The 18,237-nt window shown below is 63.7% G+C and carries 12 protein-coding genes; 4 read left to right on the forward strand and 8 right to left on the reverse strand.

Translation table 11 applies throughout. The annotated features are described in order from the left end of the window. Window positions 1–66: 66 nt before the first annotated feature. Window positions 67–1,251, reverse strand: a complete 1,185-nt coding sequence (gene pobA, locus XALGPE39_RS14110) for a 4-hydroxybenzoate 3-monooxygenase (RefSeq protein ID WP_045728725.1) — start codon at window positions 1,249–1,251, stop codon at window positions 67–69. Between the two features lie 95 nt (window positions 1,252–1,346). Here pobA and XALGPE39_RS14115 point away from each other — a divergent pair, with 95 nt between their 5' ends. Then, entirely contained in the window at window positions 1,347–2,249 is a 903-nt protein-coding gene (locus XALGPE39_RS14115; RefSeq protein WP_045729242.1) for a helix-turn-helix domain-containing protein, read from the forward strand. Window positions 2,250–2,432: 183 nt separating this feature from the next. On the opposite strand, the gene XALGPE39_RS14120 is transcribed toward XALGPE39_RS14115, so the two are convergent. The 6 genes from XALGPE39_RS14120 to XALGPE39_RS14145 form a co-directional block, all read right to left on the reverse strand. Then, complete coding sequence (locus XALGPE39_RS14120; protein WP_045728726.1) at window positions 2,433–3,908, reverse strand: benzaldehyde dehydrogenase; 1,476 nt, start codon at window positions 3,906–3,908, stop codon at window positions 2,433–2,435. A 165-nt stretch (window positions 3,909–4,073) separates the two neighbouring features. After that, window positions 4,074–5,087: a transporter gene (locus XALGPE39_RS14125; protein WP_152624918.1), complete on the reverse strand. Its 1,014-nt coding sequence runs from the start codon at window positions 5,085–5,087 to the stop codon at window positions 4,074–4,076. 184 nt (window positions 5,088–5,271) lie between these two features. After that, window positions 5,272–5,763 (reverse strand): MarR family transcriptional regulator, encoded by a 492-nt coding sequence (locus XALGPE39_RS14130; protein ID WP_235429826.1) that lies wholly within the window; start codon window positions 5,761–5,763, stop codon window positions 5,272–5,274. 117 nt (window positions 5,764–5,880) lie between these two features. Next, entirely contained in the window at window positions 5,881–7,203 is a 1,323-nt protein-coding gene (locus XALGPE39_RS14135; protein WP_045728727.1) for an MFS transporter, read from the reverse strand. 279 nt (window positions 7,204–7,482) lie between these two features. Beyond that, on the reverse strand, window positions 7,483–9,345 hold the full coding sequence (locus XALGPE39_RS14140) for a feruloyl-CoA synthase (RefSeq protein ID WP_082061910.1): 1,863 nt from the start codon (window positions 9,343–9,345) through the stop codon (window positions 7,483–7,485). 77 nt (window positions 9,346–9,422) lie between these two features. Continuing rightward, window positions 9,423–10,253 (reverse strand): p-hydroxycinnamoyl CoA hydratase/lyase, encoded by an 831-nt coding sequence (locus tag XALGPE39_RS14145; RefSeq protein WP_045728729.1) that lies wholly within the window; start codon window positions 10,251–10,253, stop codon window positions 9,423–9,425. 391 nt (window positions 10,254–10,644) lie between these two features. On the opposite strand from XALGPE39_RS14145, the gene XALGPE39_RS14150 reads away from it, so the two are divergent. After that, the gene (locus XALGPE39_RS14150; RefSeq protein ID WP_082061911.1) at window positions 10,645–12,267 is read left to right on the forward strand and encodes a SulP family inorganic anion transporter; all 1,623 of its coding nucleotides are present in this window, start codon (window positions 10,645–10,647) and stop codon (window positions 12,265–12,267) included. Window positions 12,268–12,358: 91 nt separating this feature from the next. Here XALGPE39_RS14150 and XALGPE39_RS14155 read toward each other — a convergent pair whose 3' ends face one another. Then, entirely contained in the window at window positions 12,359–13,366 is a 1,008-nt protein-coding gene (locus tag XALGPE39_RS14155; RefSeq protein WP_343123024.1) for a GGDEF domain-containing protein, read from the reverse strand. 402 nt (window positions 13,367–13,768) lie between these two features. On the opposite strand from XALGPE39_RS14155, the gene cas1f reads away from it, so the two are divergent. After that, window positions 13,769–14,755, forward strand: coding sequence for a type I-F CRISPR-associated endonuclease Cas1f (gene cas1f / locus XALGPE39_RS14160; RefSeq protein WP_045728731.1), 987 nt, complete (start codon window positions 13,769–13,771; stop codon window positions 14,753–14,755). Then, window positions 14,752–18,168 carry a type I-F CRISPR-associated helicase Cas3f gene (gene cas3f / locus XALGPE39_RS14165; protein ID WP_045728732.1) on the forward strand — a complete coding sequence of 1,139 codons (3,417 nt, stop codon included), beginning with the start codon at window positions 14,752–14,754 and terminating at the stop codon, window positions 18,166–18,168. Before cas1f ends, cas3f begins: the two co-directional genes overlap by 4 nt. Window positions 18,169–18,237 lie beyond the last annotated feature (69 nt).

Consider the following 18,237-nt stretch of genomic DNA (forward strand, 5'->3'; position numbering starts at 1 on the left):
TTCGTCGTCTTCTCAATGCTCATGCTTGGAAATGCAACGTCTCTACTTCAAAGTTCATAACACGCTCTAAGCAGGCACCGCCAGCGGCAAGCCGGCGTAGTTTTCGGCAATGGTGGCGCGGCCTGCGGCGCTGCCGAGCAGATAATCCAGCTCGGCATCGTGCAGGTGTCGAGTGAAGGCATCCTCGTCAGGGAACTGGTGCAGCATCGTGGTCATCCACCAGGAAAAGCGCTCGGCTTTCCAGATGCGCTGCAATGCCAATTCGGAATAGCGTTGCAATGGTGCCGGGCTATTTTCCTGCTGCGCCTGCACGAACAGATGCGCCAGCAGACCCACATCGCCGGCAGCTAGATTCAGCCCCTTGGCGCCGGTCGGCGGCACGATATGCGCCGCATCGCCGGCCAGAAACAGGCGCCCATATTGCAGCGGTTCGGCGACAAAACTGCGTAACGGTGCGATGCTCTTCTCCAAGGAGGGACCGGTGACCATGGCTTGGGCAACATCGTCGGGCAAGCGTCGCCGCAATTCGTCCCAGAAACGATCATCCGACCAATCCTCCACACGCTCCTGCGACGGGACTTGCACGTAATAGCGCGAGCGCGTGTGCGAACGCATGCTGCACAGCGCAAAGCCCCTGCGATGGCGCGCATAGATCAACTCCTCGGCAACCGGCGGCGTGTCCGCCAACACCCCGAGCCACCCGAATGGATATACACGTTCGTAGACCTTCAAAATCTCGGCGGGGATCGCCTGGCGACTGACGCCATGGAAACCATCGCAGCCGACCACGTATTCGCAATCCAGCCGCTGCGCAGCGCCATGTTGCACAAAACTCAGCCACGGCCGTGGCCCGGTGATGTCGTGCAGTTGCACATCCTGCGCCTCGTAGATGCTGATCGCATCAACCGCCTGCCGTGCCTCCATCAGGTCGCGGGTGACTTCGGTCTGACCGTAGATGGTCACCGCACGGCCGCCGGTGGCCGCACTCAGTTCGATGCGTTCGCGGCGCTGCTCCAGTGCCAACTCGAAACCATGATGGATGATGCCTTCGCGCTGCATGCGCGCGCCGGCGCCTGCGGCGCACAGCAGGTCGGCGGTTCCCTGCTCCAGCACCCCGGCACGGATCCGCGAGAGCACATGTTCCTGGGTATGGCGTTCGAGGATGACGTTGTCGATGCCATGGCTGTGCAACAACTGGCCAAGCAACAAGCCGGCCGGACCGGCGCCGACGATCGCGACTTGAGTACGCATGGGAGCTCCGCAGCGTTTGTGCCTGTCTGCCAGTGTTTGCGCTCCGGCACCACAAGAACATGGATCATCGCGACCAATTCCTGTACTTTCCGACGATGCCTCGCACCGTCACCGCGCCATCGCCCGCTGTGCCTGCGTTTCGCCTGTACGGGGAAACCGACGACCGCGAAACTCCCGACCTGTTGCACTGGGAATCCATCGCCGCGCGTAGCCATCTACACGATTGGCATATCCGTCCGCACCGCCACGACGACCTATTGCAATTGCTTTATCTGCAACGTGGCAGCGCCGAGGTACATCTGGACGGCACCCCGCAACGTCTGCGCGGCCCCTGCCTGCTACTGTTGCCACCGCTGTGCGTGCATGGCTTCCGCTTCCAGCGCAACGTGCGCGGTCATATCGTGACGTTGTCCGCGCCACTGTGGCAGCGCCTGGCGGCGCAATGGCCCAGCTTGGACGAAACGCTGGCACAGCCGTTATGCCTGATCGCCGGCGAGCAGCATGCGATGCTGGATGCCTGCTTCGCCGCGATCGCAACTGAGTACCCGCAACACCGCCCCGGACGCGAGCCGATGCTACAGGCGCTGGCGACGCAGGCACTGTTGTGGGCCGCGCGCGGTGCGTTGGCACACGCGCCGACGGATGCACGCGACAGCGACCGCGGCGCGCGCCATGTCCGTGCTTACGCCGCACTGATCGACGCGCATTACCGCGAACATTGGCCGCTGTCCCGCTACGCCGACCGATTGGGGCTGAGCAGCAGCCATCTCAATGCACTGTGCCGACGTCTGGCAGGAACTTCGGCACTACAGTTGTTGCAGCGGCGCATCATGCTGGAGGCACGGCGCAGCCTGGTATACACGACCATGACCGTGCAACAAATCGCCGCCATGCTCGGTTATGCCGACGCCGCCTATTTCAGCCGCTGTTTCAGCCGCCACGCTGGCTGCTCGCCGATTCAATTACGCCAGCGCGCGCAACAAAAGAAACGCCTGTAAGAAAACGCGGATGGTCTGCGAGCATCCGCGTTCCGATTCGGGGCGATAGCGGTTGTCCTGAGCCAGGACGCAGCGTTCCCACTGCAATGCGCAAGCGCGCCGCACCGACTTGCATCAATGCATCCACACACCCTCACATGCCGGTGCTGCCGACGCAGATGCCGGCAGCACAGACTCGCCAGGTCAGAATGGATACGGTGGCGTGCTGTCCCGAATCGTCACCCACTGCCAGTGCGTGTACTGGCTCCAATCGGCCGGACCGCCCATGCTGGTGCCATTGCCGGAAGCGCCAGTGCCGCCAAACGGATTGATGACCTCATCGACCACGGTCTGGTCGTTGATGTGCAACATGCCCGTGTTCAAGCGTTCGCCCAGTGCCATCGCCCGACCGACAGAAGCGGAGAGGATGCCGGCCGACAGGCCATAGTCGGTCTGATTGGCTAAGGCGACCGCTTCGTCTTCGGTATCGAAGGCAATCACATTGGCGACCGGGCCGAAGACCTCTTCCTCGAACGCACGCATGCCCGGCCGCACATTCGACAACACGGTTGGCGCGTAGAACAAACCATCGTGAGTCCCGCCCGCTTCCAGCACCGCACCGGCAGCGACCGACGCATCGACCACGTCCTTGACGTGCTGCAACTGGCGCGCATCGATCAACGGCCCGAGCGCGACATGCGCGGTCGCCGGATCGCCCACCGGCAGATGTCGGGCTTTCTCGACCAGGCGCCGGGTCAGTTCGGCGGCGATGCGGCGCTGGACCAGTACACGCCCGGTCGCCATGCATATCTGACCCTGGTGGAAATAAGCACCGAACGCAATCGCCGAGACGGCTTTGTCGAGATCGGCATCTTCCAGCACGATCAGCGAGTTCTTACCACCCAGTTCCAATGCAACCTTCTTCAGATGCTTGCCGGCCAGCTCGCCGATGCGGCGGCCGACGGCGGTGGAGCCGGTGAAGGCAATCATCTGCACTCCTGGCGCCTCGATCAATGCCTGACCCACATCGGCGCCACCCGGCAACACGTGCAACAGCCCTTTCGGCAAACCCGCCAACTGCAATATCTCGGCAATGAGGAAGCCACCGGCATACGGTGTGCGCGAATCGGGCTTGAGGATCACCGCGTTGCCGACAGCCAACGCCGGCGCAACCGAGCGCAGCGACAGAATCAACGGGAAGTTGAACGGAGAAATCACAGCCACCACGCCCAACGGCAAGCGCCGGGCAAGGCTCATTCGCCCCGATACACTCGGCAGTAACTGGCCTTGCGCCTGTAGCGGCATCGCCGCCGCCTGCTGAAAGAGCAGGATCGCTTCGCGCACTTCGTGTTCGCCCTTGGGCAAAATACCGCCGGTTTCTCGCGCGATCAGCGCCGCCGCAACCGCAGCTTGCTGCTGCAGCAAATGCGCGGCACGGTGAAAAACCGCTGCGCGCTCGCGCGGTGGGAGATCGGCCCATTGGCGTTGCGCGACACGCGCCTGCGCCACCGCCGCCGCCACATCCGCCACATTGGCGTGACCAGTGTGGTGCAGCGGCTTGCCACTGCCGGGTTCGATCACTTCGAGCGTGCCGCCCTCGGCGGCGATCCACTCGCCATTGAAGATCCGTCCACTCCAGCTAGTGGACGATGCCAGCACGTCGCTGTGGGTACTGTTCATCGAATATGCTCTCATCGATTGGAAGAAACGCCGGGCTCACACCGGCGAGGCAGTCAAGCCATAGCCCTGACCCACGGCATCGGCACCGATGTCCGGAACGACAGCGGTGGCGAGCCAGATTGGCATGCCAACGCAGGCAACCTGACTCCTATGCGCGGTGTGGTATCAGAACACATGGACATACTGAAAATTGACGTTATCGCCGGAGGGCGCATTCTTCACCTGCACCGGCATGTAGAAATTGGCGTTGAAAATATTGTGATGATCGATCTTCCACGACAATCCCGGACCAAGGTAGAACAGCGTCTGCTTGCTATCAGCCACACGGATGTCGTTGGTCCGGTTGTCGCGTAGCTGTTTCAGGTAATAACCATTGATACCGACGTGCAGATCCTTCACCAATTCCACGGAACTGGCGAAGTTGAGCCACGCCGCATCGCCCGCCTGGCCGTTGTGGAAGACGAAACCACCGAACTGCGGCACGTTCGATGCCTTGTCCGCACGGAAGTTGTAGATGTAATTCAGACGTCCGCTGATCTCCCAGCGCGGCGTGGGCAGGATGCTGAACGCCCAACTCGGCAACACCGACCAATAACCCGATCCCTGGTTGATATCGCGGTGCTGGTCGAATTTGCCGATCGGCACCAGTGCATCCAGCTCGAAACGTTGCGAAAACACCGGGCGCCCATCGCGCATCACCGGATCCATCTGCAAATACGGACCAATCGTGAGATCGCCGAGACCGACCCCATTGGCGCGCAGTGCTACCGGACTGTTGCGCGCGAAAGACGCATCCAGATCGACCAGCGCCGTCAGCGCGTTGAAGCCCAACGCACCACCGAACAGCTTGTAGCCACTGACGTAGATCACCTGGGTGACCCAGACCGACGAGCCGATGTGCGGATCGCGGAACACCGGCACGTCATCGCCGTGCGCGTCCTTGATCGCATCGAAGTCGTAGCGTCGCAGGTACTGAATCGCCGCCCAGCCCGGCTTGGTGCTGGTGAAGCCATCGAAGAAGCTGGTACCACCGGTATTCAGGCCTGTCGGTAGCGTGGCGCTCTGCGGCACCGATTGCGCCGCCGCTGGCGCGGCATGGACGATGGACAGCAGGGCCAGCACCGACAGCCGCTGGCGAATGCGCGAAGGCAACGGGAAACGCATGCGGGAACGATTCATGGACAGGCACTCCAGGCAAAGGGAACACGGCATGGGGCGGGGGAACGGTGAGGCAGGCCAACGTCTAGGCCCACGCGACGCGGTGATCGCACGGCGGCGCACGCCACGATCACGCTGACTACAACGCGGAAATCGAGAAAGCAGCGGTGCGGCCGCAAGCCGGGATCGACCGCGCATGTCGCGGCTAGAGCGCCTCCAGCCGGTCGAGTGCCCGCAACAATGCACGCGCCTGGTTCATGCCAAGCGCACTGACGAGTTGCTGCTCCATCCGCACCACTTCGACCTCGGCTTGCGCCAGCAGCGCGCTGCCGGACGCGGTCAGGTGCAGATGCTGCATGCGTCGATCCTGACGTCCACGCACCTGGCGCAGCAAACGCCGCTTGACCAGACGCGCGACCACGATGGCCAGGTTCGGCGGCGACACGCTCAGCACTTCGCCCAGTTGTCGCTGGTGAATGGCGGGATTGGCATCCACCAGCACCAGCAGCGAATACTCCACCGGCTTCAGATCGAAGCCACGCACGCACTCTTGAAACAGACGCCGCACCTGCAACTCGCTGCGCGTGATGCGGTAGCCGAGCAGGCTGGTCAGACGGCGCTGATCCACGCTGTCCACCGTGTTCGCGTCGGCGGACAGCGCGCTGCTGGGGGTCTCGGGAATCGGTTTCGAGCGCACGGCGCGTCCTGCAAAGGGAATTTTGCGACAACGCCACGGCGCATGCGCACGCAGCTTCCACTGGCACTGGCCGACAACGCCATCGCCGCTGCATTGTAAGGACACGGCCGCGCATCGTCACAACACCGGATCCACACGCCGCAGCAACGCCCGGTAAGGCGCAACCGCGTACCACAGGCACAGCGCGCCAAGCAGCGCAGCCGCCATGCACACCACGCCCAGCGACAAGCCGACCTGACGTTCGTCGACGAGCACGTCGTCGGTGCCTAACGCCACCAGATAAGGGCCCAGTCCCAATCCGATCAGATTGACCAACAGCAGATAGATCGAGGTGACCTGGCCACGCAAACGGTTCGGCGTGACCGCCTGCAGGATCGCCGGGGCTAACGCCACCGGCATGCCCAGCAAAAATGTCGTCAGCGCGATCGCCGCCAACGCCATCCACGGTCCTGGCGCGAACGCGAACAGCGCGCTGCTGACAATCAGCAACAGCGCCCCGATCAGCGAAATCCGCAGCGCCACGTCGCGGTGTCCACGCGCCATCAGGCGATCGCTGAGAAAGCCGCTGAACAACATGCCAGCGATGCCGAAGGTGAGGATGATCGCGCCATACGCCGGGCCGATTTCACCGGGCGTCCATCCCCACCGACGGATGAAGGTCGCCGGTAGCCAGGCGGTGGTGGCGAAGGTGATCATCGCGATCACCCCATTGGCCAGGAACAGCGCACTGTAGAGTCGCGCGTTGTCGCGCAGATGCGCCAGGTCTGGACGCGCGCTTGGCATCGCCGCGGCTTGCTCGCGTCGCAGTGGCTCGCGCACCGTGGCCATCAAGGCGATCGCCGCCAGGCCGGGCAGCGCCACCAGGAGGAACGCCGCCTGCCACGGCCGGAAGCCGCCCAGTAACGGTAAGACGACCAGGCTCTGCTTGCTGGTCGCCGCGATCACCAGGCCGCCGACGATGAACGCTGTCGCCGAACCGATGTAGACGCCGGAGGTGTAGACGCTCATCGCCCGCGCCCGCCGCTGTGGCGGGAAGTAATCGGCCAGCATCGAGTACGCCGCTGGCGACAGCGAGGCCTCGCCGACACCGACGAACACCCGCGCCATGAATAGAGTGAAGAAGCTGGTGACGTAGGCACCGGCAGCCGTCGCCACGATCCACACCACAATGCCCAGCACGATCAGGTTGCGCCGGTTGTGGCGGTCGGCGACGCGCCCCAGCAACACGCCGATCAAGGTGTAGAACACCGCGAAGGCAAGGCCGTGAACCAGACTGAATTGCGTGTCCGACAGCAGTAGATCGCGTTTGATCGGTTGGACCAGCAGGCCCAGGATCTGCCGATCGACGAAGGACAGGGTGTAGGCCAACAACAGCACCACGGTCACGTACCAGGCGTACAGCGGGCGGTACGGCGTCGGCGATGATAGCGAATCGTGCATGTAACTGCTCCGTGGCGGTTCAAAAGCGCAGGATCAGGGTAAGACCGGGCAAACGCCGTCGCGGACATGGCGACGTGCATCGCGCACAAATGCGCCGGTCGAGCTGGAGACGACGCGCCTGGACACGCTCAAACCGCGTCTGTCCGGCGTGCAGTGAACACGCGTATGAAACACCGTCATCGATGATTCCCTCCCAAGTCTCCAAACCAGTGGAGTACTGCCACCACCGCGCTGGCGGCAATGTCGCACCGCCGGCGCGCAGGCCAACGCGTTATCGCATCACGGCGGTGCCTCGACCGCGCTTGGCGCAACACCGGCGTAGAACTGCTCTACCAACGCGGCGCGGTTACGCAACACGTTGCGCTGGTTGATCGAACCCTTATCGGTGATCTCACCGGCTTCCAAATTCGGCGGCTGTTCCAGCCACGCCGCACGCGCGATGCGGCTGGCGTTACCGGTAGCGCTGCGGTTGAGCACCGCGAGCAGATTCTGTAGCCAGGCACGCACCGGCGCGGCTTGCAGAATCTCCATCGCCTGCGCCGCTGGCGGCAATCCAGCCAGCGCCTGTAGCGCGTCCAATCGCGGGAACAGCAACACGCCGATGTCGCCACGGTCGGCCCCTGTCACCACCACATCCTGCACGTATACGGCAGCTTCCATGAGCACCCGCGTGCGCAGTGGACCGACACTGACGAAAACGCCGGAGGATAGCTTGAAGTCCTCTGCCAGGCGCCCGTCGAACAAAAGGCCGCGTTCGGGATGCTGCGGATCAATCGGTTTGAGCGCATCGCCGGAGCAATAGAAGCCTTCTTCGTCGAATACCTCGGCCGTCTGCTGCGGCGCGTTCCAGTAGCCGGGCATCACATGCGGGCCACGGAAGCGCGCTTCCAACTTGTCGCCCACCGGCACCAACTTGACCTCGCAGCCCGGCGCCGGCACACCGACTTCGCCGGGCGTGTTGCTGGTGCCGTGAGTGAAGGTGCACGACGGCGCGCACTCGGTCATGCCCAGACCGGCCAGCATGCGGATGCGTTCACCGCAATGCGCCTCGGCAATGCGCTCCAGACGGTCCCAAATGTCCTGCGACAACGCCGCGGCGGCAAAGAAGAACATGCGCATGCGCGATAGGAACGTCTCGCGCAGCGCCGGATCCTGTTCCAGTGCCTGCGCCAACTGTTCCCAGCCGCGCGGCACGCTCAGATACACCGTGGGCGCGATCTCGCGCAGATTGCGCAGGGTCTGCGCGAACAAGGCAGGGGTCGGCTTGCCATCGTCGATGTAGAAGCTGCCACCGTTGTACAACGCAATACCGATATTGTGACTGCCACCGAACGTATGATTCCACGGCAACCAATCGACCAACACCGGCGTCTCGCCCAGCACCGGGAACGTCTGCAGCAACATCTGCTGATTCGCACACAACATGCGTTGCGTGGTGATCACCGCCTTCGGCAACAACGTAGAGCCGGATGTGAACAGAAATTTGGCGATGCTGTCCGGGCCAGTGGTAGCGAATGCGGCATCGGCCGCATCCAAGGCGCGTGGCGCCAGCATGTCTTCAAAGCGCAGGCACGCACGGTCGCTCACCGTGCCGCGCACGCACACCACCGGCACATCCGTGGGGAACACGGCCGCGATGGCGGTCGCGAATGCCGCACCGTCGCTGGCGAACAACAGCCCCGGCTGCAACACCTGCGCGACATGCCGCAGCTTGGCGAAATCGCGCGAGAGCAACGCGTAACCTGGGGATACCGGGCAATACGGAATGCCGGCATACATCGCCGCGAACGCCAGTTGCAGATGTTCCAGATCGTTGCCGGACAGGATCGCCAACGGACGCTGCGCCGACAGCCCCATGTCCAGCAGATGCGCCGCGATACGGCGGGTGCGCTCCAGCATCTGCGCATAGCTCAAGCCATGCCAATGTCCGTCTTCGCCGCGCTGGGCCACGAAGGTCGTTTCGGGCGTGTGCTGCGCCCAGTGCTGCAAGCGCAGCAGCAGATGCCGCGGCAGTGGCGCCAGCGGCTCGCGGGCACGCATGCGCAGCACGCCATTGGCATCGCGATGCACCTCGGTATCGGCATGGCTCAGCCCGACCGGACGATAGCGGGCGGCAGGTACATCGTGCTGTGCAGAGATCATCGAAACCATCCGGAACGAAGGAAACGGCATGGTGACGGGCAACGCGGCGACGGCACGCCACCGCGCTGCGGCCAGGGTCAGCGCTTGTAAGTCTGCAAACCGGGCTTGATGGTTTTATCGTCGAGGAATTGTTTCAGCCCCTGCTGGCGGCCTTTCTCCGGGTCACGGTGGTTGGACTGGTCGACCTTGGCGTAGAGGTAATCCTCGTTCTGCTCCCAGGTCAGCTCGCGGCAGCGTTTGAAACCGTGCTTGGCGAAACGCAGCACCACCGGATTCTTCTGCTGTAGTTCCTGCGCCAGCTTGGTCACCTCCGCACGCAGTTGCGCGCGCGGCACGCTGGCGTTGACCAGCCCCATCTGCGCGGCCTCGGTCCCGGTGAAGGTGCGGCCGGTCATGATGTACAGCATCGCGTTGCGGTGCCCCATGGTATCGGCTACTGCCTTGCTCACCAGGTTACCCGGCGGGATACCCCAATTGATTTCCGACAATCCGAACACCGCTTCGTCCGCCGCGATGGCCAGGTCGCAGGCCACCAGCGGCGAGAACGCACCACCGAAGCACCAGCCATTGACCGCCGCGATAGTCGGCTTGCTGTAGAAGCGCAGCAGCCGCCACTGCCACTGCGAGCAATCGCGGCGCATGCGCTCCTGCACGATTTCTTCCTTGCCATCGGTCTCGCGGAAGTATTCCTTCAGGTCCATGCCCGCCGACCACGACTCGCCGGCACCGGTCAGCACCAGCACTTCGGCGGCGCTGTCCAGCTCCAGTGTCTCCAGCACGTCGATCATCTCGCGATTGAGCGTCGGGCTCATCGCATTACGCTTTTCGGGACGATTCAACGTGACCCAGGCGATGCCTGCGTCGATCTGGACCTGTACGGTCTGCCAGCGGTCTTGGTAGCTGCTCATGGACATGCCTGCGGGGGAGGTGACGTGGGGAGCGGGGGAGCGACGATGTCTTCGTTTCGATAATAGTTATAGATCATCATTATTTTGGCGCAAGTTGCACCGCAGCATGAAATGGCAGCGCCGGCCCGGCTGCCAGACACGCCGTTCGCGCCGCGCGTTCATCGTGCACGGGGGAGGTGATCGCGCTCGCGCCACACGCTCGGCGTGTGTGTTTTATACTGTGCAGCCGCGCATCTTCGCTGCGCATGTTCGGTTCTTCGCGCCCCACCATGACGCCACCCTGACCCTCGCACTCCACACCGGCTTGCCCCTTGCGGCGGGCCACGAGTTGCTGGCTTTCCTTCGTGAACAGCGTCGTCCCGCCGTAGGGGCGGCTGCAGGAGTGTGTATCGTGAAACTGTATCCTTCGCTGCGCCAGCAATGGTGCGGCAATCTCCGTGGCGACGTGCTCGCCGGTTTGGTCGTGGCCTTGGCGCTGATTCCGGAGGCGATCGCGTTCTCGATCATCGCCGGGGTCGACCCCAAGGTCGGGCTGTATGCCGCGTTCTGCATCTGCGTGACCATCGCTTTCGCGGGCGGGCGACCAGGCATGATTTCCGCCGCCACCGGCGCGATGGCGCTGTTGATGGTCGGCCTGGTCAAGCAGCATGGCCTGCCCTATCTGCTGGCCGCGACGCTGCTGACCGGCGTGTTGCAGATCCTCGCCGGGCTGTTCAAGCTCGGCGCATTGATGCGCTTCGTCTCGCGCTCGGTGATCACCGGCTTCGTCAATGCGCTGGCGATCCTGATCTTCATGGCGCAACTGCCCGAGTTGATCGGCGTGCCGGTGCCGGTCTATCCGCTGGTCGCACTGGGATTGCTGCTGATCTACGGCCTGCCATGGCTGTCGCAGCGCAGCTTCCCCGGTATCGGCCTGTGGCTGCTGTTGTTGGGCACTGCGCTCACCGCGGGCAGTCTCGCGGCCTGGACCCTGCTGCCGGTGGCGGGAATCGGGACGGCGGTGCTGCTGCTGGGCCATCGCTGGACCCGCACCCTGGCATTACCGCCGCCACTGGTGACCATCGTGTTGTTGACCGGGCTTGCGCTGTATTTCGGCATCCATGTCCCCACCGTCGGCGACAAGGGCCAATTGCCCGACAGCCTGCCGACCTTCTTGCTGCCGGCTGTGCCATGGACGCTGGAAACACTGAAGATCGTGTTCCCGGTGTCGGCGACGATGGCCGTGGTCGGCCTGCTCGAATCGATGATGACCGCGCAGATCGTCGACGACATGACCGACACCCCCAGCGACAAGAACCGCGAGTGCATCGGCCAGGGCGTGGCCAACTTCATGAGCGGGCTGATCGGCGGCATGGCCGGCTGCGCGATGATCGGGCAATCGGTGATCAACGTGAAATCCGGCGGGCGCGGACGCCTGTCCGCGTTGGTGGCCGGCAGCGTGTTGTTGCTGCTGGTGGTCTTCGCCGGTGCGTGGGTGCGGCGGATTCCGATGGCCGCCCTGGTAGCGGTGATGATCATGGTCTCGATCGGCACCTTCAGCTGGCGCTCGCTGGCGCAACTGCGCACGCACCCGACCAGTTCCAGCGTGGTGATGCTGGGCACCGTCGCGGTGACCGTGGCCACCCACGACCTGGCACGCGGCGTGCTCACCGGCGTCTTGCTATCGGCGCTGTTCTTCGCCCGCAAGGTCGAGCGGATGCTCGACATCGAAAAGACCGAAGACGCCGATGGCGGCCACACCTACCGCATCCGCGGCCAGTTGTTCTTCGCCTCCGCCGCCGGCTTCGCCAATGCGTTCGACTTCGCCCACGCCCCGGCGCGGGTCACCTTGGACCTGTCGCATGCGCATATATGGGACATCAGTGCAATCGGCGCACTGGACAAGGTGGTGCTGAAGTTTCGACGCCACGGCGCGCAGGTGCAGGTGGAGGGGCTGAACCCAGCCAGCGCGACGATGGTCGGCCGCCTGGGCATCCACCACCGCGATGACGCACAAGCCGTCGCGTTGCACTGAAGCGATACCCGAACGTGTCTGCGCCCTGGCCAGGCGCAGACGGCATCGCGGCACTGCACTGCTACTCTAGTGCGCGGTCATGCCCGACAGTTCAGGCAGCCGAGACCAATGCGTGCCAGTACAGACTGTTACCGCCCTGGCGCTTGGCTTCGTAAAGCGCCGCATCGGCGTTGGCATACCAATCGTTCCAGTCCGAATACGGATCCACCTGACTGATGCCGATGCTGACCGGACAAATATGCGGCACCGCATGCGGTACAGCGAGCAGATTCTGCACGGTGGCGATCACGAACTCGCCGATGCGGCACAGGTCTTCGACAGTAGCATTGGCCACCAGCAAGCAAAACTCGTCGTCGCCGAGACGGCAGGCGATGTCGTCCTGCCCAGTCACCGAGCGCAGGATATTGGCGACATTCCACAACACGCGGTCGCCGACGCCATGGCCGTGGACGGTGTTGATTTCCTTGAAGCCATCGCAATTGATCAGCAACAGGCCCGGGCCGGGCGATCGGCTGTCGCGGCAGCATTCCTGCATGCGTAGGATCAGCCCACGGCGGTTGTACAGCCCCGTCAGTTCGTCGATACGTACCAGCTCTTCGGACTGATTGAGTTGATACGTGGTGGTGCACACGTTATCCAGCGCGGCTTCCAATTCATCGTTGCGTCGGCGTAATTGGCGTATCAGCATTTGCTCGTTCGTCACCACGTCCATGATGGTGCGGCGGAGAAAATAGGCAACGATGACCGGGTCGCGCTCCACCAGAAGCTGGAAGTCCTCGTGATCCAACTCCACCAGAACGCCATCGCTGACGGCAATGGCATCGGCGCTGCGCATATGGCTACCGATCAGCATGCCCAATTCACCGAAGAACTCGCCATGCCCCAGGTGCTTGACCAGCAGATCTTCACCGAAATCCAGGTCGATCACGCCACTGCTGATGACGAACATGCTACGGCCACCATCGCCGCGCCGGAACAACACCTCACCAGCACGAACCGCGCGCGACCGTCCGAACTCGGAAAACAAATGCAGTTCGGCCACCGTCAATATCGCCGGCCCTTTCGCCGTTGAGACGACCGCAGCCACCTTCGGCATCATGCTGCGTATATTTGTTGCAGTGCTGGCGCAATTCATCCTGCCCCTCATTTTTGTGTCGCTGGCCTTAATATGGTCAGCATAGCACCGGCCTACCGCGCTCACGACGATGTCACAGACGATCTCCAGGCGGAGAAAGCGCAGGAAGACAGGCTAAAAATGCCTTTTCCTGTGCCCATCTCGAATGTCGTAGACAGATTTACACCAGCATGGCTCTCTTCCTGCATGAGGGACAGGACGCCGCATACTATCGCGCAGCTCCGGCCTGCCTATGTCGCCATGGAACGCGTGGTCGCATTTTGTCCACGGCCGACGACCGCGCATGGATCGGATCGCGGCTAGTATTGCAGTGAATCGCTGCACATCGGATACATCGCAACCACCATCAGACCCGCAGGGGACGACATGGACGATCTATCGCCTTCGGATCTGAAAACGATCCTGCATTCCAAACGCGCCAACCTGTACTACCTGCAACACTGCCGGGTACTGGTGAATGGCGGCAGAGTCGAGTATGTCACCGACGCAGGCAAACGCTCGCTGTACTGGAACATCCCGATCGCCAACACAACAACACTGTTGCTCGGAACCGGCACATCGATCACCCAAGCGGCCATGCGCGAACTCGCCAAGGCCGGGGTGCTGGTGGGCTTCTGCGGCGGTGGCGGCACGCCCTTGTTCTCCGCCAACGAGATGGATGTCGAGATCGCTTGGTTCTCCCCGCAAAGCGAGTACCGCCCGACCGAGTACCTGCAGGCATGGGTCGGGTTCTGGTTCGATGACGACCTGCGCCTGAGCGCCGCCAAAGCCTTCCAGCTCGCACGTGCGCGCCGCATCGGCGCGCAATGGCAACAGCGCGCACTGCACGATGGCGGATTCGCGCCGGACCTGGCGCGGTTGCAGACATTGCTCGAACGCACAGCCAGCGCCATCGCACTGGCACAGGACAACACCGCCCTGCTCACCGAGGAGGCACGGCTGACCAAGGCACTGTTCAAACTGGCGGTGGACACCGTGGGGTACGGCGACTTCACCCGTGCCAAGCGCGGGACGGGCAGCGACGCGGCCAACCGCTTCCTCGATCACGGCAACTACCTGGCCTACGGGCTGGCGGCAAGCGCGACCTGGGTGCTGGGTCTGCCGCACGGCCTTGCTGTGCTGCATGGCAAGACGCGGCGTGGAGGACTGGTGTTCGATGCCGCCGATCTGGTCAAGGATGCCAGCATCCTGCCGCAAGCCTTCCTATCCGCCATGCGCGGCGACGACGAGCAAACCTTCCGGCAGAACTGCATCGAAGCGCTCGCGCGCAGCGAGTCATTGGATTTCATGATCGACACGCTCAAGGACGTGGCACTGGCGACCCAGGCACTGCAACGCGAGCAACCGCGATGAATATCCTGCTGGTCTCCCAATGCGACAAGCGTGCACTGAAAGAAAGCCGGCGCATATTGGACCAATTCGCCGAACGGCGCGGCGATCGCACCTGGCAAACGCCGATCACCCGCGCCGGCCTGGACACCTTGCGCAAACTGCTGCGCCGCACCGCACGCAAGAACACCGCCGTGGCCTGTCATTGGATTCGCGGCCTGGACCACAGCGAGTTGCTGTGGGTGGTCGGCGACGCCAGCCGATTCAACGCACAGGGCGCCGTACCCACCAACAGCACCGCGCGCGATGTCTTGCGCCGCGAAGACGAAAACGACTGGCATTGCGCCGAAGACATTCGCCTGCTGGCGCAATTGGCCGCGTTGCTGCACGACCTCGGCAAAGCCAGCCTTGCGTTCCAGGCGCGCCTGCGCGGCGAGTTGAAAGAACGCAACCTCTACCGCCACGAATGGGTGTCTTTGCGCCTGTTCCAAGCCTTCGTCGGCGAGGATGACGATGCCGGCTGGTTGCAACGGCTGGCCGATCCCGAACACGATCATACGCCGTGCTGGACAGCCGAAGGACGCTACCGCCGCGACGGCCTGGATGCCGAGCCCGGAGCTCCCTTCCGCACCCTGCCGCCGCTGGCCGCCGCCGTCGCCTGGCTGATCCTGACCCATCACCGCCTGCCGCTGGCGCCGTTCAAGACAGACGGCAGGCAAGACTGGCTGGGCCGGCGCGTGCAACACACCATATCGACCTGGATGGAACTGCCGCTGTCTCTGGTCGAGCACGATTGGAACGAGATCCGCGTGCAAGCGGAACCTGCCAGGATCGCCGCGTACTGGACGCTCGCCGGCCCATTGCCGGTCGCAACGCCAGCCTGGCGCGCACAGGCGGCGCGGCTGGCCAAACGCCTGGATACGCTGCGCCTGCGCAGACCCGAAGGCTGGCTCGACAATCCCTACGTCATGCACCTGGCGCGGCTCAGCCTGATGCTGGCCGACCATAGCTATTCGCGTCTGGGCCTGGACCGCAACGACCAACCCGTCGCCGAGCGCACGCGGCATGTGCAGCAACACGCCACGCTTGCCGCCAACACCACCTGCAACCGTGCCGGCAAGATCGTCCGCAATCAGTCACTGGAGGAACACCTCCTCGGCGTCGCCCACACTGCGGGATTGGTCGCACATGCGCTGCCCGGCTTCGAGCGGTTTCTGCCGCGACTGGCGCAGCATCGCGGCCTGCGCAAGCGCAGCGCCGACTCGCACTTCGCCTGGCAGAACAAGGCCGCCGACGCGGCCACGGCGTTGCGCGAGTCCGCCTGCGAGCACGGCGCCTTCATCGTCAACATGGCCTCCACCGGCTGCGGCAAGACCCTGGGCAACGCGCGCATCCTCTACGCACTGGCGGACCCGCAACTGGGCCTGCGCCTGACCTATGCGCTCGGCCTGCGCACCCTCACCCGACAAACCGGCGACAGCTATCGGCGCGATCTGCACCTCAACGACGACACGCTCGCCATGCTCGTCGGCGGCTCCGCCAGCCGTCCCCTTTTCGATCACCACAAACGGGAAGCCGCCGCCAGCGGCTCGGCCTCGATACAAGCGCTGATCGAGGAAGACAGCCACGTCCTCTACGACGGCGCGGAAACCGAACATCCGTTGTTGTCGCGCGCACTGCACGATTCGCAAATGCGCAAACTGCTATCGGCACCGATGCTGGTCTGCACCGTCGACCACATGGTGCCGGCCACCGAATCGCTGCGTGCCGGCCGCCAGATCGCGCCGATGCTGCGGCTGATGAGCGCCGACCTGATCCTCGACGAACTCGACGACTACGACATCGACGACCTGCCCGCGCTGACGCGGCTGGTGCACTGGGCCGGCCTGCTCGGGACCCGTGTGCTGTTGTCCTCCGCAACGCTGCCACCGGCCTTGGTCGAAGGCATGTTCGCCGCCTATCGCACCGGGCGCGCGCACTATCGGCGCAATCGCGGTGTCGATGGCGGGCGCGCCGATGCGCTGATCGAGATCCCTTGTCTGTGGACCGACGAGTTCGATGCGCATACCGCGCATTGCGTCGATACCGAGGCATTCGCCGCCCAGCATGCGCAATTTGTCGCAAAGCGTGCGACCAAATTGCGCACGACCGCGCCACTGCGACGCGGCGAACTGGTTCCATTGCAGATCCAGGCGCGGCAACCGGAGCAGATCCATGCCGCGTTCGCGCAACATCTGCGCGAGGCGATCCAGCGCCTGCACGGCGCGCACGCGCAAACCGACCCGGTCAGCGGCAAGCGGGTCAGCTTCGGCCTGGTGCGCATGGCCAATATCGGACCGCTGATCGACGTGGCGCAGGCACTGTACCGACTCGGCGCACCCTCCGGCCTGCGCATCCACCTGTGCGTCTACCACGCGTGCTTTCCCCTGTTGGTGCGCTCGGCAATCGAACACCTGCTCGATGCGGCGTTCGACCGCCGCCAGGCCGATGCGGTGTATCGCTTGCCCAGCGTGCGCGCCGCGCTCGATGCACATCCGGAACCGGACCATGTGTTCGTGGTCCTGGCTTCGCCAGTATGCGAAGTCGGACGGGACTGGGACGCAGATTGGGCCATCGCCGAACCCTCTTCGCTGCGCTCGCTCATCCAGTTGGGCGGTCGCGTGCAACGCCACCGACGCACGCCTGGCACCGCCGCCAACCTCCTGATCTTCGATACCAACCTGCTGCATTTCCACAAACTCGACCAGGACGCACCGGCCTATGTGCAACCGGGATTCGAGCAGAACGATACCGACGGCACGCGTGCTGGACGTTTCCGCCTACAGACCCATCGCCTCGGCAAACTCCTGCGCGAGGACGAGTACCGTGTCCTCACCGCCCTTCCCCGGATCCAACCGCCGGAGCCCCCCTGGCATCCTCAAGAGCGCCTGTGCGATCTGGAACATGCACGGCTGAGTGAGGCCATGCTGCCCAAATCGCGCGAGGCCGCTGCGCCGTCACGACGCAGCGCTCCATCGTTCTCCCTGGATGCGGCATGTGCCTGGCAATACCCGCACGCCATGCTGACCGGCGTGCTGCCGCAGCAACAGCCGTTCCGTCACGACACCACACCGACAGACACCCTGGTGTTTCTAACGGACGACGACGAGGAACGCGTGGTGCTGCATCGCATCGAAGCCGGCGATCGCCATCGTAGCGACACGCTCTACACCATCGTAGAGCGCAGCGCATGCGCGCCGCTCGCACTCGAACCTAGCCCAGGCATCGCGCCCTGGGGCGAATTCGACCTGATGACGCTACTCACCGAGCAGGCCGAACAGCTCGGCTTGTCGTTGCAGGACTGTGCCAAGCGGCTGGCGACGGTGAACGTGCCGAATGGCAAGGACGGGAAGAAGTGGGGATATCACCCGTTACTAGGATTCAAATCCCCGAATTAATTTTTTGTCTCTTACCAATTCCTCCAAACATAGTAGAAGTTATAAAAGCATGTTGTCGTCACCAAGTTG

Origin of the sequence: Xanthomonas sp. GPE 39, assembly GCF_000963005.1 — a bacterium.
Lineage (GTDB): Bacteria > Pseudomonadota > Gammaproteobacteria > Xanthomonadales > Xanthomonadaceae > Xanthomonas_A.

Bases quoted from the DNA above. Each gene is read 5' to 3' on its own strand.
- pobA (WP_045728725.1), bottom strand. From the start codon at position 1,251: ATGCGTACTCAAGTCGCGATCGTCGGCGCCGGTCCGGCCGGCTTGTTG.
- XALGPE39_RS14115 (WP_045729242.1), top strand. From the start codon at position 1,347: ATGCCTCGCACCGTCACCGCGCCATCGCCCGCTGTGCCTGCGTTTCGC.
- XALGPE39_RS14120 (WP_045728726.1), bottom strand. From the start codon at position 3,908: ATGAACAGTACCCACAGCGACGTGCTGGCATCGTCCACTAGCTGGAGT.
- XALGPE39_RS14125 (WP_152624918.1), bottom strand. From the start codon at position 5,087: ATGAATCGTTCCCGCATGCGTTTCCCGTTGCCTTCGCGCATTCGCCAG.
- XALGPE39_RS14135 (WP_045728727.1), bottom strand. From the start codon at position 7,203: ATGCACGATTCGCTATCATCGCCGACGCCGTACCGCCCGCTGTACGCC.
- XALGPE39_RS14140 (WP_082061910.1), bottom strand. From the start codon at position 9,345: ATGATCTCTGCACAGCACGATGTACCTGCCGCCCGCTATCGTCCGGTC.
- XALGPE39_RS14145 (WP_045728729.1), bottom strand. From the start codon at position 10,253: ATGAGCAGCTACCAAGACCGCTGGCAGACCGTACAGGTCCAGATCGAC.
- XALGPE39_RS14155 (WP_343123024.1), bottom strand. From the start codon at position 13,366: ATGATGCCGAAGGTGGCTGCGGTCGTCTCAACGGCGAAAGGGCCGGCG.
- cas1f (WP_045728731.1), top strand. From the start codon at position 13,769: ATGGACGATCTATCGCCTTCGGATCTGAAAACGATCCTGCATTCCAAA.
- cas3f (WP_045728732.1), top strand. From the start codon at position 14,752: ATGAATATCCTGCTGGTCTCCCAATGCGACAAGCGTGCACTGAAAGAA.